This is a genomic window from Curtobacterium ammoniigenes NBRC 101786 (assembly GCF_001571045.1).
Classification (GTDB): Bacteria; Actinomycetota; Actinomycetes; order Actinomycetales; family Microbacteriaceae; genus Curtobacterium; species Curtobacterium ammoniigenes.
The window spans coordinates 391924-406502 of the sequence record NZ_BCSV01000004.1; the positions used below are offsets into that span (position 1 = coordinate 391924).

Genomic DNA, 14579 nt, shown 5'->3' on the forward strand with positions numbered 1-14579 from the left:
GCGGCGTCCGGTCCATCAGGAGCGGCTACTGGCCCCAGCTCCAGCGGGCCGGGTGGAAGTTGGCCATCGGGTCCTGCGGAGCAGTGAGGCCCTTCTTGATGACGGAGATCTGGTAGTCGGGCTCCGGCAGCCAGATCACCGGGAGTTGCTTGGCAAGGGTCGCGCTGTAGCTCTTGATCGCGGTCGAGCTGTTCGACTGCGTCGTCGCGGTGATGAGCGAGTCCGCCTCGGGGTTGCTGTAGTTGCCGAAGTTCGCACCGCCGCCGGTCTGGAACAGCGAGTCACCGGTCGGGTAGGCCGCGAAGTACCAGCTGCCCGCGGTGCCGAAGTACGACAGCTGCCACTGGCAGATCGACTGATCCGAGGTGCACTGCGGGGTCTGCGAGAGCACCGTGTTGACCGGGGCTTGCTTGATGGTGAAGCCGATGCCGCTGCTCTTGAACTCGGACTGCAATGCGCTCATCTCGTTGTCCGTGACGCTCGACCCCGACTGCGCGAGGACCTGCATCGTGAACTTCGTCCCGGCGGGCACGCCGGTACCGCATTGGTTGGCACCGCTGCCCGCATTCTGGCAGACCATGATGCCGTCGGATCCGGCGGTCCACCCGTGATCGGTGAGGAGCTTCTTGGCGGCCGTGTTCGAGAACGGATACGGGTTGTTCGCCTGCGTCGGCGAGAGGAAGTCGGACTTCGTCGACTGCGGGATCGGCCCGTAGCCGGCGGTCGCGGTCCCGTGGAAGATCGCGCTGACAAGCCCCTTCTGGTCGACCGACTCCTGAATTGCCTGCCGGGCGTACATCTGCTTGAACACCGGACCCATGGTCGGGTTGTTGAAGTTGTACGGGAAGTAGGTGATCGCCCATCCGGTCCACGGGTCGACCGTGTATCCCTTCGCTGTGAACGATGCCTTCTGGTCGAGTGACGTGGGCTGGATATAGCCGTAGTCGACCTGACCGCTTCGGACCGCGTTCTCCTCGGCGTCGGCCGACGTGAACGGCATCAGGTTCACCGTCGCGATCTTCGCCTTCTCACCGCCGTCGTACTTGCTGTTCGCGCTCAGTGTGACGTTGCCGGAGGTCGTGAACTTGCTGACGGTGTAGGGGCCGTCGACGACCTTCCACAGCGGGTTCGTCGCGTAGCTCGAAATCTGGCCAGCCTGCTGATTGAGGAACTTCCAGACCTGCACCGCGCCCGCTGCCGTCTCATCGGCGTTGCCGACACTGCCGCTCGCGCTCGTCTTGTCCCAGGCGTGCTGGGGCATCGGGGTGATGAGGCTCAGTTCGTTCGCCAGCATCCACTGCGTGTTGTACGCCTTGTCGAACGTGATCGTGAAGTGCGTGTCGTCGACGACGGTGAGCTTGGTCCAGTTGTCCGGCGCCTGCCCCTTGTTGTAGTTGCCCCAGTTGGCCTTGTTCGCCTTCACGAGGTTGTACCAGAACTCGACATCGCGGCTGGTGACGGGCTTGCCGTCGCTCCACTGGCGCTTCGCGAGCGTGATCGTCGCCTCGGTGCCTGCGGAGTTGAACGTCACATTGCTCGCGACGCTGGCGTCTTTGTGCCATCCGACGGTGCCGGTCGACCCGTCGTATGCGACGAGCGGCTCCCACAGCGCGGCCGCGATCGAGCCGTTGTTCGTGTTGAGCTTGCCGGGGGCGCCGACCGGGAGGATCCAGTTCGGTGTGAAGTTCGGCGGGAGCGCGTAATTGATCGAATCCTTGCCGCCCGATCCGGACTGCGAGGACCCGCCGCCGGAGCATCCGGCGAGCAGGAGGGCGGCAGCCGCCGCCGTGGCGAGCACGGCGACGGTGCGGCGCGCTGCTGAGCGTGCAGGAAACATCGTTCTCCTTCAGAGAGTGCGACCGAGGGGGAGTCGGCTGGTGACGGCGACGGGGACGCCGTGGGCAACAGTTAAGGGCAGATGAACGAAGAAAGTAAGAGCATGTTGTAAAAACTTGATTACGCCAGTTTTGGCGAAACTCCGGGGCTTGGAAGCACGGTTAGGCTTCCATCGACCCACCTCATCAACCGGGCTGGAATTACGAAACCCATGGCAGAAAAAACTCACGAGTCCTTGGCCGGACGGGTGCTCGCGCTCGTCGCCGGAGGTCAGGCGACGACGCGAACCGAGCTCGGCCAGCAGCTCGGCGCCCCGGCAAGCAGCGTGTCGCTCGCGGTGCAGCAGCTCATTGCGCGAGGGCTTGTCACCGAGGAGGGCCAGCAATCGTCGACGGGAGGGCGCCCACGGAAGGTCCTGCGCGTCGGGCACCGGGACGAGTTCGCGGTGGCAGCCGATCTCGGCGGCCACCATGCACGGATCGGAATCGTGCGCGGCGGCGGAGCGCGGGAGCGCCTCAGCACCGTTCCGCTCGATCTCGCAGCCGGCCCCGAGGCCTGTCTCGACCTCCTCGTCGACGAGTTCGCGCGCCTGGTCGATGCGACGCCGGGCAAGCTGTCCGCAGCGGGTCTTTCCCTTCCCGGCCCGGTCGACGTCGAGGCGGGCTGCGTGGACAGCCCCTCCCGGATGCCCGGTTGGCACCGGTACCCGATCCGCGAGCGTCTCGCCGATCGCCTCGGCGTGACCGCAGCGATCGGGAACGACGCGAACATGATGGCCTTCGGTGAGGACGCCGCCCATCAAGGCGAGCGGCAGTACTCGATCACGGTGAAGGCGGGCACGGCGATCGGCGCCGGGATCATGCTCGACGGACGGCTCTACCTCGGTGCTGGTGGGGCGGCCGGCGACATCACGCACGTTCGCGTCCTCGCCGCGGGCGACATTCCATGCGCGTGCGGGAACACCGGCTGTTTGGAGACCGTGGCATCCGGCGCGGCGCTGCAACGGATCCTCCGCGAGAGCGGTCGATCCGTCTCGACGACGGAGGACGTGGTCGCGTTGGTCGAGTCCGGCGATCCGGTCGCGAATCAGGCCGCGCGCCAGGCGGGCTCATACCTCGGCGAAGTGCTCAGCGCGAACGTGAACTTCTTCAACCCGGACACCGTGTTACTCGGCGGCATCCTCTCCACCCTCGAGCCGTTCGTCGCCGCGGTCCGTGGCCAGCTCTACAAGGGCTGTCATCCCCTGCTCACGCGCGACCTGCGCATCGAGCCGACCAGCCTCGGCGCCGATGCCGGGCTCGTCGGTGCCGGGCTGCAGGCATTGCAGCAATCCCTCGCCGCGACGCTCGAGTCGCTCCCCCGCACGCCAGTCGCCCCGGTGGCGCGTCTCCGGAAGGAAGTCCATGTCTGACACCACTCGTCGCCGCCCGCTGATCGCGATCGCCGGACTCGGGATCGAGGCGAGCACGTTCTCCCCCGCGCGCACGGAAGCCCCCGCGTTCCACCCGATGCGCGGCAGCGAGATCTTCGACCGGTATGCCGCGTTCCTCGGCGAGGGCACCGAGCTGCGGCGTGCGGCGGACTGGCATCCGGCGCTCGTCGGCAAGGCGCTCCCTGGCGGCACCGCGACCGCAGCCGCGTTCGCGACGCTCTCCGACGAGATCGTCGAGCGCCTCCGCGCGATGCCGCCCCTCGACGGACTCTGGTACGACATCCATGGCGCGATGACGGTCGAGGGCCTTGCGGATGCTGAGGCGGTCCTCCTCCGCCGGATCAGGGAGGCCGTCGGGCCCGACGTGCTCATCTCGACGACGATGGACCTGCACGGCAACGTCAGCCGGGAGCTGGCGCACCAGAGCGACCTCATCACGTGCTACCGCATGGCTCCGCATGAGGACGCGGAGGAGACCAAGGAACGCGGCGTTCGGAACCTGGTTGAGCGCCTCCAGAACGGAGCCGGGCGACCGCTGAAGGCGTGGGTGCCGATTCCGGTCCTGCTCCCGGGCGAGAAGACGTCGACGCGGATCGAGCCGGCGAAGAGCGTATATGCGCAAGTGTCCGATGCCGCCGCGCAGCCGGGCGTGCTCGACGCGGCGATCTGGGTCGGCTACGCCTGGGCCGACGAGCCGCGGAATCGCGCGGTCGCGGTGGTCACGGGCGACGACGAGGCAGCCGTCGGCGCGCAGGCGGAACGGCTCGCCCGCGCGTTCTGGGAGGCAGGCCCCGCGTTCGACTTCGTCGCCCCGGTCGGATCGCTGGCGGAGACGCTCGACGCGGCGATCGAATCCGACAAGCGTCCGTACTTCATCAGCGACAGCGGCGACAACCCGACCGCCGGCGGCGCGGGCGATGTGACGTGGACGCTCGCGCGACTCCTCGAGGACCCGCGGGTGCTGGACACGCAGCGGGTGGCGATCTACGCCTCCATCCCGGGACCGGACGCGGTAGCTACCGCCGTCGAAGCGGGCGTCGGCGCGACGGTCACGGTCACCGCCGGCGCCGCCGTCGATGACGTGCACGAGGGTCCGGTGACCTTCACCGGGGTGGTCGATGGAATCCGTCACGGCGACCGCGATGCCGAGATCGAAGTTGTCATCCGGGTCGGCGGGGTCCGAATCATCGTCACGAAGTTGCGCAAGCCCTACCACCTCGAGCGTGACTTCACGGGCCTGGGGCTCGACCCCCGGAACGCGGACATCGTGGTCGTCAAGATCGGCTACCTGGAGCCGGAGCTCTACGACATGGCGGCCGGATGGATGATGGCGCTCACCCCGGGCGGCGTCGACCAGGATCTCGTGCGGCTCGGCCACGACCGCATCCGTCGGCCGATGCTGCCGTTCGACGCGCCCGACTTCGACCCGGACCTGCATGCACGATTCATCGCGCCGTCCAACGAGCCGCTGACCGGGCCCGACGAGTGATCGGTCGCCCGCTTCTGGAGGCTGCGGTCACGTCCGCCTCGGCCGCTGCGGCCGCGATCCGGGCAGGGGCCGACCGCGTCGAGCTGTGCAGCGCGCTCGAGGTCGGCGGCGTCACACCGTCGCAAGCCCTGCTGGAGGCGACGCTCGCCACCGGTGCGGAGACGCACGTGCTCGTCCGGTGCCGCCCCGGGGACTTCGTCTTCGACGCGGACGAGGTCGACCTGATGTGCGGCGAGGCTGCATCGGTGACCGCAGCCGGCGCGGCCGGGGTGGTGATCGGGGCGCTCGGCGACGACGGCCTGCTCGACCTCGACGTGATCGCCAGGATGGCCGCGGCGGCCCGTGCGATCCGCACCGACGTCACGGTGACGATCCACCGCGCGGTGGACGTCAGCGCCGACCCGATCCGCTGCGCAGCGGCCCTCGCTGCCTCCGCCATCGCGCCGGATCGCATCCTGACGTCGGGTGGCGCTCCAGCGGCCGGCGAGGCGCTCGCGGTGCTGCACCGCATGGTGAGCGCCGCTGGTCCCATCGGCGTGATGGCAGGAGGCGGTGTGACCGTGTCTGCGATCCCCGCGATCGTCGACGCCGGGGTCAGCGCCGTGCACCTGTCCGCGAAGCGGCGGGAGCGCGACCATTGGGCGCTCGACCCGCAGATCGTCGCGGCTTCGCGGGCGGCGCTGGAGCGGAGCGGTCGTCATGGTCCGACATCTTCCGCCCACTTGTCGGAGTAACCCCGTACCCTCGCCCCCATGAGTGGTGGCGTCGCAGTGGCGGTCCTCGCCGGCGTGCTGGCAGTGACCGTCCTACTCGGGCTGATCCTGCGCACCCGTGGCGGTCGTGCCCGCGCTTCGAGCGCGGGCACCGTCGCCGACCTCGCGGCTCCCGATGCGTTCGGCGAGCGGGCAACCCTGATCCAGTTCTCGACCCCGACCTGCGCGCGGTGCCCGTCGACGGCTCGCCGCCTCGATCGGTTGGCCGCCGAGCATCCCGGCGTCCGGCGACTGGAGATCGATCTCGAGGAACACCGGCATCTCATCGGACGATTCGACGTCCGTCAAACCCCGACCGTGCTCGTGGTCGACCGACGGAACGCGGTTCGCACGCAGATCAGCGGCGTTCCCCGCGAACCCGAGCTCGTCGCCGCCCTGCACGCTGTCCTGAACGAGGAGTGATCCATGTCGAACGGTTCCAGCGCTGCGGGTATCGACCCGCGCTCGCCGCGCTTCGGTGCGAGCATCACGTCGGTGCTCCTCGCGATCGCCCTCGTCCTGACGCTGACCGCGGGAGCGGAGCCAGCGGGCGTGCTGCTGCTGGCGCTCATCGCACTGCTGTTCGCCTGGGGTGGCTTCGCGGGAATCACCCGGCACCCCTACGGCGCGCTGTTCCGCCGCGTCATCCGACCGCGGCTCGATCCGCCCACCGCGCTCGAGGATCCGGCAGCACCCACGTTCGCGCAGCGCGTCGGCTTTGTGATCACGGCGCTCGGCGTCTTGCTCGCGCTCGTCGGCATTCCAGCGGCGGCGCCGATCGGCGCCGCACTCGCGCTCGTTGCGGCAGTGCTGAACAGCGTGTTCGACATCTGCATCGGATGCCTTCTGTACGTGTGGCTGTTGCGCGTTGGCGTGATCAGGTCTCGGGACTCGGCGAGCGCTGCGCATTCCACTCCTCGAGGAGCTCCGGAATCCGCCGCTGAATGAAGCGGAAGAACCCGGCCATGTCGAGGACCCGCTCGCGTGCCGCGGATTCCTGGATGGAGGCGGCGGTCGTCTCCGCGACGGAGGCGAGCCGCTCGTACAGCGCCTGATTGTTGACGGACGCCGCGTACCAGGCATGCTCGGGCAGCTCGTAGACGAACCGCCGATCTCCCGCGGCGGCGCGTTGCCGTCGCATCATGCCGACGGTCTGCAGATACCGCACGGCGCCGGATACCGCCGCGGGGCTGACGTCGAGCGCTTCGGCGAGCTCGGCGGCGGTGAGCCGGGACTCCGCGCTCGTGAGGACGGCGACGAGGGCGGCGGCTGGCATGCGCGGGAATCCGGCGTCCGCGAACGCGTCCACGAGGCGGTTCGACTCCGGGGTCATCGGGCGGTGTCCTGACGTCGGGCGAGCACGAGCGCCACCATACCCACCGCGATCGTCACGGCGACGAGCCACCACGCACCGGACCAGTCCACGTGTGCGGCCGGAACCCCCGGCGTGTGGCTGAACGGGCTGACCTGCCGCGCCCACTCCGGAATCTGCAGGACGCCTCCGAACTGACCGAGCACCACTGCAGTCACGAGGATCGTCCACGAGAGCCAGCCGCTCGCACGCGGAAGCACCGCACTGAGCAGGGCCGCGACGGCAACGACCGCCACTGAGGCCGGGATCTGAGCGGCACCGGCCTCGATCGTGGACCAGAACCGGGGCTGCCCACCGGCGGCAAAGCACGCTGCGCCGACTGCGCCGGCGACGAGATCGACGAGCGCCGCCGCGACCAGTCCGAGCGCAAGCCACTCCCCGAACTGCCGCACCCGACTCACGGGGGCCGCGAGAAGCAGCTCCGAGCGCCCCGCCCGGTCGTCGTCGGCGGCTCGGCTCAGCGCACCGATGCCGGCGGCGGCGCCGAGCACCGAACCGATGCCGAGCATCGCTGCGACGAAGAGGTCGAGGAGCGCGCCCTGCCCTCCCGGCACGAGGGTAGCGACGAGCCGAGCGACGGATGGGGAGCTCTGGAGCGCCGATACGGCCGTTCCGCCGAGGCTCCCCGCGAACACGCCGAGCAGGGCCGCCCCGATCGCCCAGGCGAGCAGGGAGACGCGGTGCAGCCTCCAGGCCAACGCGAGCGACGAGCGAACGCGTCCAGCGCGCGCACCAGGCCGTTCTCGCAGCAGGCTTGCGCCGAGGTCGCGCCGAGTCTGCACCCGCAGGCAGCCGCAGCGCACACGACCGCGAACGCGACGCAGAGCACGATCGGCCACCCCGATGCGCGAGTGAAGGGGGCGACGTGCTGCCCCCACCCGATGGGGCTCAGCCAACTCGGCCACGCACTGGTGGTGCGCAACCCGTCCGCCGATCGTGTGCCCACGGCATCGCCGATCGCCCGAAGCGCCCAGGTTCCCGCAAGCACACCGACCGCAACCCCGTTCGCTGCCCGGGCAGAAGGCGCGATCTGCGCGGCGAGCGCAGCGACGCCCGCGTATGCGCTGCCGACCGCGGCCGCGGCTGCGCCGGACAGCAGGCTCCCCACGAGCGGGAGTCCACCCAGCGCGAAGCCGCCCGCGACGAGCGCTCCGAGGATGAGATTGGCCGCTGCCGCGACGATCAGTCCGACGACGAGCGGGCTGCGCCGGTGCACCGGAGCGGCGAGCAGCAACTCGGCCCGGCCGGTGTCCTCATCGCCGCGAGTGAGTCGGATGACGAGGAACACCGACATGAGTCCAGCCACGATCGCCAGGTAGGTGAAGACCTCGAAGAACGCGAGGGCGCCCTCGCTCGTCCCGTCCGGAACACCACGAATGGCCAGGAGGCTCGGCGTTGCGGTGACGAGTTGCACCACCGTCCGCCGCGCCGTCGGGTTCCCGAACGTCTGTGGAACCGCGCCCGCGGTTGCGAGGGCCAGAAGGCCGGCGACGAGCACCCAGATCGCGGTCCGGACCCACTCGCGACGGATGGCGGCCTCGATGAGGCGCAGCGGGCCTCCGGATCGGATTGCGAGGGGGCGCGCACGTGGTGTGTGGATCGCCGTGCTCATCGGGGGCGTCCGACGGGAGCGGTGCTGTCGTGGTCAGCGCGCGAGGCGGAGTCATCGGCGCCGTACTGACGGAGGAAGAGTTCCTCGAGCGACGGCGGTTCGACGGTCAACGCGTCGACGCGATACGCCTGCAGACGCGCGACGATTGCGGGGACGGACGCCGCGTCCGCGGAGAACCGGAGCGAGCCTCCGATCTCGACCGGGTCGTGCACGCCCGCCATCGTGCTGAGAACCGAAACCGGTGCCGTTGTCGACACGGTGACACTGCTCCTCGTGAGGTGCCGCAGGTCGGCGAGCGCACCCCGCTCCGCGACTCGTCCCCGTCGGATGATCGTGACACGATCAGCGAGCGCCTCGACCTCGCTGAGCACGTGGCTGGAGAGCAGCACGGCCGCACCTTCGGCGCGAACGCGGCGGACCTCCGCGCGGAACACGGCTTCCATCAGCGGGTCGAGTCCGCTGCTCGGCTCATCGAGCAGGTACAGGCGCGCACGCCGTGCAAACGCTGCGATGAGCGCGACCTTCTGTCGATTGCCCTTCGAATACGATCGCGCGTGCTTTCGCACATCGAGTTCGAAGTCGCGAACGAGCCGATCCCGCAATTGCGGATCGGCTCCGCCCCGGAGGCTCGTGAGCAGCTCGATCGTCTCGCCGCCAGTGAGATTCGGCCAGAGCGCGACATCGCCCGGAACGGCGGCGAGCTCGCGGTGCACCGCGACGGCGTCAGCCCACGGGTCGAGACCGAACACGCGCGCCTCACCTCCGTTGGCGCGGACGAGACCGAGCAGGACCCGGATCGTTGTCGACTTGCCTGCGCCGTTCGGGCCGAGAAAGCCGTGCACCTCCCCCGCCGCCACCGCGAGGTCGAGACCGTCGAGCGCTCGCACGCGGCCGTAGCGCTTGACCAGTCCGGAGGCGGCGATCACGGTGTCCATACCGGCGATCGTACGCGTGATTCACGGACTTGTGAATCTTCTAAATGAACTGCGGGTGTTCCATTTCAATCGTCGACGAGGCGCTTGCCGAACGTTGCCACATCGTTCGGTGTGTATCCGAGCCGGTCGTAGAAGTCACCGGCAGCCGAGTTGTCACGACGAACCATGAGCATGACCTTCGGGCAGCCGAGGGCTCGGAGTCGGAACTCGGCCTCGTCAATGAGTGCCCTTCCGATCCCCGATCGTTGATTGGCTGTATCGACAGCGACGTAGTAGATCCAGCCGCGGTGACCGTCGTAGCCGCAGAGCGCCGTGCCCACGACTGCCGCACTCTCCTCCGCGATGAGGAACAGGGTCGGCCACGTGGCGATCGCGCGATCAATGTCCGCGTTCGGATCGTTTCAAGGACGCGTCAGGCCAGTGGCGCGCCAGAGCTCGAGAACGGACGCTCGATCATGCTCGGTGAAGCTTCTGATGCGCATGAGGGAACCGTATCCGGGTGACCAGGCTTCTCCGACGAAACGAACACCGGAGACGGCACTCGACGCTGCACCCGCCAGAGGAAGTCCAGGCGCGGCTGGGAACGTGGATGGGCAGGGAGACTCACTGCACGTCAAGGTGGCGACCGATCGAAACGGAGACGATGTGCCGAATGCAGTGACCGGATGGACCGCACGGTGAGGCCCGACAAGGTGCCGGCGAGGCTCGGGGGCCGTCGGCTCGTCGCGGTCGACACGGTCGAGATGACGTTCTTGGTGGAGGACGATGTCCAGTTCCGAGCTGGTCAGTACTGTCGGGTCGACCTCGGAACGCTCCGGTGGAAGGATCGCAAGACCAGCCGGAAATTCTCCATGGTAAACGCGCCGTCGGAGTCCGACCGCATCGTCATCGCCACGAGGGCGAGCGACAGCGGTTACAAGCGCTCGCTCGACGCGCTGGTCGATGGCGATCCCGTGACCATCGAACGAATCAAAGGTGATCTCGTCCTGCCGGAGAAGCGTCGGCGCCCACTGTCCTTCATCGCCGGAGGCATCGGGATCGCGCCGTTCGTGAGCATGCTCCGTGAGCTGGATCATCGCAATGCGTTGCACGATGTGCGACTCGTCTATCTGAATCGAAGTGCGTCATCGGCGGCCTATCTCGCCGAGCTCCTCAAGCTCGCCGAAGACAACCCGGGCTTCGAGATCATTCCGGTCATGACGCGGGACGAATCATGGCAAGGGGAACGGCGGCGCCTCAGTGTCGAGACGCTCCGGTCGACTCACGGCGAGCCGCGGGATTACGACCATTACGTGGTCGGGACGCCCCGCATGGTTCGTGCAGCGGTCGATGCCCTCTCAGATGCGCACGTGAAGCGCAGCCGCATTCATGACGAGGACTTCTCCGGCTACGACCGCTGAGTGTCGCGCCCTTGCTCTCTTGGCACCTCATCGCGGGCGTGCGCGAAGCGGGTCGGCATTTCGTCCGTCAGCCGGCCACGGCCTCCGACAAGGCGGATGCGTTCTCCGACAGCCAGCGCTGCCGACGAACAATACGGTCGCCGACCCCCTCGTCCCACATTCGTGCCCACCCTCCCCCGAGGGTGTGGGCGCGGCGCCGCATGAGGTGCCATGAGCGGTCTGCGACGTTCTGCGACACCGGCACAACCTCCGCTCGTCCCGCGGCATCCAGCCCGTAGGCGTCCACGATGAGTCGGCCGCGCTCGAACGGATCGGCGTCGCGAAGAACCGGCTCACGGTCCTCCGCGGGCATCCACGGCGCCCACCACAGGAGCACGTTCGCAAGTTCCCATGCTCTGGTTGCGGGCCGTGCGAGATCGAAGTCGATGAGCGCCACAGCGGCGCCGTCCCGAAAGACGACATTCTCCGGCGTCACGTCCAAGTGGCCGATCAGCGTCGGATTCCGGATTCGGTTGGGAGGCGCCCCCTCCGGATCCGGGGTCGCCAGCGTCAGCGACCACTCCGGCACACCGATGTGTTCGGCAGCGTCGTCGTAGCGCCGAAGAAGTCGCGCGACGCTGCGTGCGCGCTCCGGGTCCGCGACCCAATCCGGCCACGGTCGAATCGCAACCTCGCCGTCGATGAACGACAGAACGTCTCGGCCCTGGGTATCGGTGCCGAGGTGCCGAGGAGCGCCATCGAAGCCCCTGCGTTCGAGTTCTCGGAGCAGCAGGCCGACCGGTTCCGATGATGCGGACCGCGGGCGGCGAACCGTGTCGCCCTTTCGAACGAGTCCCTCGGTGACGTCGCCACCGTGCAATGGGATCTCGGCAGCGTCCAAGTCGAGTTCCCGGAAGTGCACTGGGTCATCTTGCCATCGATGCGGGTCGGACGAGCCGGTCCGGCAGGGTCGGCGCGGGAGAGTGGGGCGTCGTCAGAACTGACGCGTTCAGGGATGGTTGCTTGCTCGCGGTTCGACGAACGCGACGTCCGTCGCTTCGTTCTGCCCGGGAGCTGAACGAAGCGTTCCCCGGTTCCACGATGCGTGCTCAGCGCGCCGTGCGAACCACCACGGCCCGACTGTCCGCTGCCAGGTATAGAAGACGTCCTTCAGCGGCTTGAGTCCGTGGTACTGATTCTTCTCCTCCGAGACGAGTTCCACTTCCGTGTCTCCCTTGACGATCCGCCATCCAAGCCGCTGAGCGACAAACGTCATCCACTGGTCCTCAAGGAACGCGTATCTCCGAGGCAATCGAACAAAGAACCGGTCGTCGGCGACGATGTCGACATCGAGCATCGTCGCTCCGGTTCCGGCGTGGTCGGGAACATCGCCCGCGCCGATCTCCGAACGGCGCCAGTAGGACCCGTGCAGACGGAAGCCCCACCACGGGATCACAGAATGGTGGGACCAGTCGCTGAGCAGATCGAGAACAAATCGCGTGCTGACGTTCTGATCGTCGTCCAGCGTGATCACTGGGCCGGCATACCCCGCGTTGCGAACGAGCCGCGCCACCACGAATCTGCCCAGTCCCCCGATGTTCCTGGGACTGTTGACCAGGTCAACCGCGCGAAGCGCACCGGTACCGCCCTGAGCGGGATTCGGCTCGTGGTTCTGCCGCCAGATCCCGACTTCGCGGTGGTAGTACTCGGCGTCGTTCGGGTTGTTGTTCCACAGAATCAGTTGAACCGGACGCTCGTTGTCGAGCTCGTCCAGCATGTTCAGGATGTGATGGAGACGCTCGGGACGATTCCACAGGCACATGATGATGGGTATCGCCGGAGTCCGAGCGTTGAATTGGAGCGGTCCGCTCGTCTCGATCCCGTGGACGAGGATCGATCCGATGTGTCGATGCCACGCACGGTCTTGTGGAAGGTCTTTGACGAGCCGGAGCACGTGCCGGGATCGCTGATACAGCGGCGCGCCTCTCGCTGTGAGTCGCCGTGTCAGGGTGCCGAGCAATGCCTTCCCTTTCCCTCACCGACAACGCACGCGCACTCCCGCTTCAGCGACCGCGCTGGGGTCCGGCGGACAGACGAAGGCCGAACACGCGCCTCCATCGGAGACGAGGTGACGAGCCGTTCCGACGTTCGCGCGCTCGCCGAAGCGAACCGGGTGCGTCGCCAGGATACGGGGTCGCGGCCTGAGACGAGCTCGCAGAGCCTCCCAGCGCGACCGTCGCGGAGAATCGGTTGGGTCGCCGGGGAGTGGTGATTACCCGACCCCCCCTTACGCAGATGTCCGCTCGCTCACCGCGCCGCCTCGGCGTCAAAGCCCGTGATCTCGACGAGCTCGTCTCGGTTGATCGGAGGCATCTCGAACACGACGCGCGCCGGAACGCGTCCGGCCAGCACATCCGCCATGGAGTCGTTGACGGTGTCGAGAGGACGCCGCTCCAGCACGACACGCGTCCGGCCGGCGGCGTGCAACGCGAACACCTCCGCGAGATCCTGACGGGTCCCGACGATCGAGCCGATGATCGAGATCCCTTTCAGAACCGTGTCGAAGATCGGGAGGCTCATCATGCCCTCCGCGGGAAGCGCAACGCATACAAGTCGGCCTCCGCGCCGCAACGACCGGAACGCCTGCTCGAACACGGTCGACGATGCAGCCAGCACGATGGCGACATCGGCGCCTCCCAACTCCCGGATCTGCGCGTCCGCATCGCCCGACGAGGCGTCCGCGGTCATGTCCGCACCGAGGTCACGGGCGAGCTGCAACTTGTCAGGCTCGACATCCACGGCGATGACCCGCGCGCCGAAGACCCGCGCATATTGAACGGCGAGGTGACCGAGACCACCGACCCCGAACACCGCGACCGTCTCCGATGGCGTAACAGCGGCGACCTTCAGAGCCTTGTACGTCGTCACGCCCGCACACGTCAGCGGAGCCGCGTCCCAGGGGTCAACGCCCGGGGGAACGGGAACAGCGAACCGCGCATGCGCAAGCGCGAACTGCCCGAAGGCACCGTCGACCGAGTACCCGGTGTTGCGCTGCTGTTCGCAGAGCGTCTCGCGGCCGTCGATGCAGTACCGGCACTGTCCGCATGCGTATCCGAGCCACGGGAGCGCCACGCGCTCTCCGACAGCACGACTCATCACTCCACGGCCAAGCGCCTCGATGATCCCGACTCCCTCGTGCCCCGGAACGAACGGCAGAGTCGGCTTCACGGGCCAGTCACCGTGCGCAGCATGAATATCGGTGTGACAGAGCCCGGACGCCTCGATCCGAACGAGGATCTCACCCGGCCCAGGATCGGGGATATCCCGCTCATCCATGGTCAATGGTTCCCCGAATGCGTGGACTACTGCTGCCTTCATGTCTGGCGCCCTCCTGATCAGGGGCAACGGGCTTGTGTGCTCGCGTTGCCCGGTGCGGCTCTCGCAGCCACAGCCTCCCGAGGTGCACGGACGCGGAGGAGGGCCGAACGTCCCGGCTGGGTCCGCGTCGCGACGCCGGATGGTGCGTTGCGCGTCCGGGAGGCCCGGATCGCGACGAAAGGTGCCCGGCCGCGCGCTACAACAACGAACGAGGCCACGTCCCCGGATAAGCAGGATTGGGCCTCTCCCAGCGTCCCGGTTGGCGGGAGTGGCGCGATCGTGGCGTCAAAGGGGCTTGTTCAGCAGCCGTCGTTGCGTGCAGAAGCGCCGATGACCGGCCGCCGGGGTGTTCCTATGCTCTGGCGCATCCAGTTGCCTTCTCGCCCGCCCAACC

Annotated in this window: 13 protein-coding genes and 1 pseudogene; 6 read left to right on the forward strand and 8 right to left on the reverse strand. The window is 68.1% G+C overall.

Features of this window, described 5'->3' with window-relative positions; translation table 11 throughout:
• Positions 1–25: 25 nt before the first annotated feature.
• Positions 26–1837 (reverse strand): peptide ABC transporter substrate-binding protein, encoded by a 1812-nt coding sequence (locus tag CAM01S_RS10865; protein ID WP_066521027.1) that lies wholly within the window; start codon positions 1835–1837, stop codon positions 26–28.
• A gap of 210 nt (positions 1838–2047) precedes the next feature.
• On the opposite strand from CAM01S_RS10865, the gene CAM01S_RS10870 reads away from it, so the two are divergent.
• From CAM01S_RS10870 to CAM01S_RS10890, 5 genes are read left to right on the forward strand one after another with little or no spacing between them, the layout of a single operon-like run.
• On the forward strand, positions 2048–3247 hold the full coding sequence (locus CAM01S_RS10870; protein ID WP_066521030.1) for an ROK family transcriptional regulator: 1200 nt from the start codon (positions 2048–2050) through the stop codon (positions 3245–3247).
• Positions 3240–4757: a M81 family metallopeptidase gene (locus CAM01S_RS10875; protein WP_066521033.1), complete on the forward strand. Its 1518-nt coding sequence runs from the start codon at positions 3240–3242 to the stop codon at positions 4755–4757. The genes CAM01S_RS10870 and CAM01S_RS10875 overlap by 8 nt, the downstream gene beginning before the upstream one ends.
• On the forward strand, positions 4754–5491 hold the full coding sequence (locus CAM01S_RS10880; RefSeq protein ID WP_066521037.1) for a copper homeostasis protein CutC: 738 nt from the start codon (positions 4754–4756) through the stop codon (positions 5489–5491). Before CAM01S_RS10875 ends, CAM01S_RS10880 begins: the two co-directional genes overlap by 4 nt.
• An 18-nt stretch (positions 5492–5509) precedes the next feature.
• Positions 5510–5932, forward strand: coding sequence for a thioredoxin family protein (locus tag CAM01S_RS10885; RefSeq protein ID WP_066521040.1), 423 nt, complete (start codon positions 5510–5512; stop codon positions 5930–5932).
• A 3-nt stretch (positions 5933–5935) separates the two neighbouring features.
• Complete coding sequence (locus CAM01S_RS10890; RefSeq protein ID WP_066521042.1) at positions 5936–6457, forward strand: DUF4395 domain-containing protein; 522 nt, start codon at positions 5936–5938, stop codon at positions 6455–6457.
• Here the strand turns inward: CAM01S_RS10890 and CAM01S_RS10895 are convergent.
• The 4 genes and pseudogenes from CAM01S_RS10895 to CAM01S_RS10915 all read right to left on the reverse strand — a co-directional run.
• A complete protein-coding gene (locus CAM01S_RS10895) occupies positions 6387–6842 on the reverse strand; it encodes a GbsR/MarR family transcriptional regulator (RefSeq protein WP_066521048.1) in 456 nt (151 codons plus the stop codon). The two genes, CAM01S_RS10890 and CAM01S_RS10895, sit on opposite strands and share 71 nt — an antisense overlap.
• Complete coding sequence (locus CAM01S_RS15370) at positions 6839–7786, reverse strand: efflux permease Rv1217c-related protein (protein WP_505623016.1); 948 nt, start codon at positions 7784–7786, stop codon at positions 6839–6841. Before CAM01S_RS15370 ends, CAM01S_RS10895 begins: the two co-directional genes overlap by 4 nt.
• Positions 7787–8489: 703 nt before the next feature.
• The gene (locus CAM01S_RS10910) at positions 8490–9428 is read right to left on the reverse strand and encodes an ABC transporter ATP-binding protein (RefSeq protein WP_174520430.1); all 939 of its coding nucleotides are present in this window, start codon (positions 9426–9428) and stop codon (positions 8490–8492) included.
• A gap of 65 nt (positions 9429–9493) precedes the next feature.
• Positions 9494–9817: pseudogene (locus CAM01S_RS10915) on the reverse strand (GNAT family acetyltransferase); the annotation flags it as partial.
• Between the two features lie 288 nt (positions 9818–10105).
• Between CAM01S_RS10915 and CAM01S_RS10920 the strand changes: the two are divergent.
• Positions 10106–10828, forward strand: a complete 723-nt coding sequence (locus CAM01S_RS10920; RefSeq protein ID WP_169795867.1) for an FAD-dependent oxidoreductase — start codon at positions 10106–10108, stop codon at positions 10826–10828.
• Positions 10829–10895: 67 nt separating this feature from the next.
• On the opposite strand, the gene CAM01S_RS10925 is transcribed toward CAM01S_RS10920, so the two are convergent.
• The 3 genes from CAM01S_RS10925 to adhP form a co-directional block, all read right to left on the reverse strand.
• The gene (locus CAM01S_RS10925) at positions 10896–11729 is read right to left on the reverse strand and encodes a phosphotransferase (protein WP_066521064.1); all 834 of its coding nucleotides are present in this window, start codon (positions 11727–11729) and stop codon (positions 10896–10898) included.
• 87 nt (positions 11730–11816) lie between these two features.
• The gene (locus tag CAM01S_RS10930) at positions 11817–12827 is read right to left on the reverse strand and encodes a hypothetical protein (protein ID WP_157071526.1); all 1011 of its coding nucleotides are present in this window, start codon (positions 12825–12827) and stop codon (positions 11817–11819) included.
• Positions 12828–13114: 287 nt separating this feature from the next.
• Positions 13115–14185 (reverse strand): alcohol dehydrogenase AdhP, encoded by a 1071-nt coding sequence (gene adhP, locus CAM01S_RS10935; protein WP_083527955.1) that lies wholly within the window; start codon positions 14183–14185, stop codon positions 13115–13117.
• Positions 14186–14579: the final 394 nt, after the last annotated feature.

Coding starts and splice junctions, on each gene's coding strand:
- CAM01S_RS10885 (WP_066521040.1), top strand. CDS start 5,510: ATGAGTGGTGGCGTCGCAGTGGCGGTCCTCGCCGGCGTGCTGGCAGTG.
- CAM01S_RS10870 (WP_066521030.1), top strand. CDS start 2,048: ATGGCAGAAAAAACTCACGAGTCCTTGGCCGGACGGGTGCTCGCGCTC.
- adhP (WP_083527955.1), bottom strand. CDS start 14,185: ATGAAGGCAGCAGTAGTCCACGCATTCGGGGAACCATTGACCATGGAT.
- CAM01S_RS10875 (WP_066521033.1), top strand. CDS start 3,240: ATGTCTGACACCACTCGTCGCCGCCCGCTGATCGCGATCGCCGGACTC.
- CAM01S_RS10890 (WP_066521042.1), top strand. CDS start 5,936: ATGTCGAACGGTTCCAGCGCTGCGGGTATCGACCCGCGCTCGCCGCGC.
- CAM01S_RS10910 (WP_174520430.1), bottom strand. CDS start 9,428: ATGGACACCGTGATCGCCGCCTCCGGACTGGTCAAGCGCTACGGCCGC.
- CAM01S_RS10895 (WP_066521048.1), bottom strand. CDS start 6,842: ATGACCCCGGAGTCGAACCGCCTCGTGGACGCGTTCGCGGACGCCGGA.
- CAM01S_RS10865 (WP_066521027.1), bottom strand. CDS start 1,837: ATGTTTCCTGCACGCTCAGCAGCGCGCCGCACCGTCGCCGTGCTCGCC.